The organism is Acidobacteriota bacterium, assembly GCA_009838525.1.
Lineage (GTDB): Bacteria > Acidobacteriota > Vicinamibacteria > Vicinamibacterales > UBA8438 > VXRJ01.
In genome coordinates this window covers 1-629 of record VXRJ01000034.1, presented here as the reverse complement: position 1 = coordinate 629, position 629 = coordinate 1, and the positions used below count along the sequence as shown (strand labels likewise).

At 76.9% G+C, this 629-nt stretch carries 1 protein-coding gene and 1 pseudogene; both read left to right on the top strand.

The genetic code is table 11. The annotated features are described in order from the left end of the window. Positions 1-113, top strand: a pseudogene (locus tag F4Y45_14300) (energy transducer TonB). 88 nt (positions 114-201) lie between these two features. After that, a partial coding sequence (locus F4Y45_14295; GenBank protein ID MXY25673.1) for a hypothetical protein occupies positions 202-629 on the top strand: 428 nt, incomplete at its 3' end.

Below are 629 nucleotides of genomic sequence, written 5' to 3'. Positions count from 1 at the left end.
GCGGCGGCGCGCGCCCCCGCCCCCCCGCGCCCCCGCGCCCGCCCCCCCCGGCCGCGGCCGGTGCGCGGCGTCCGCGCCGGCGCCCCGCCCCCCCCCCCCCCCCCCCCCCCCCACGCCGCCTCGTTGAAGGCGCTGGATGCCGCTGGCATCGATGGCAGCGTCATCGACCTGCTGGTTGCCCTCGCCTACCCGGAACGCTTCATGGTGCAACGGCGGAACCGGGGTGGCGGCGGTAGCGGCGCCTGGAGCAACTGGGGCGGTTGGGGCAGCGGACTGGGCTGGGGCGGCGGCGTGTACGATCCGATCTGGTACAGCGACCTCTATCCGTACTACCTCGCCCCCCTTGGCTACGGGGCGTGGGGTCGCGGCTACAGCCCGTACCTGTACAACTACGGCACCAATCCCTTCTTCCGGATCAGCGATGTCGACATCTCCGCGGCGCGCGAGGCGCCCCGCGCCGTCAACGGCCTGGGCTACACGCGGGTGGCGGAGCGGTCCGCTACCGGCCGCGGCGCGACGGCCCGCGGCGGCAACACCTCCTCCGGTGGGGTTTCCCGGCCCCGCAGCGGCTCTTCCGGCGGCCGAGTCACCACCGGCGGCTACACCCGCGGCGGGGGTGGCGGCGGGGG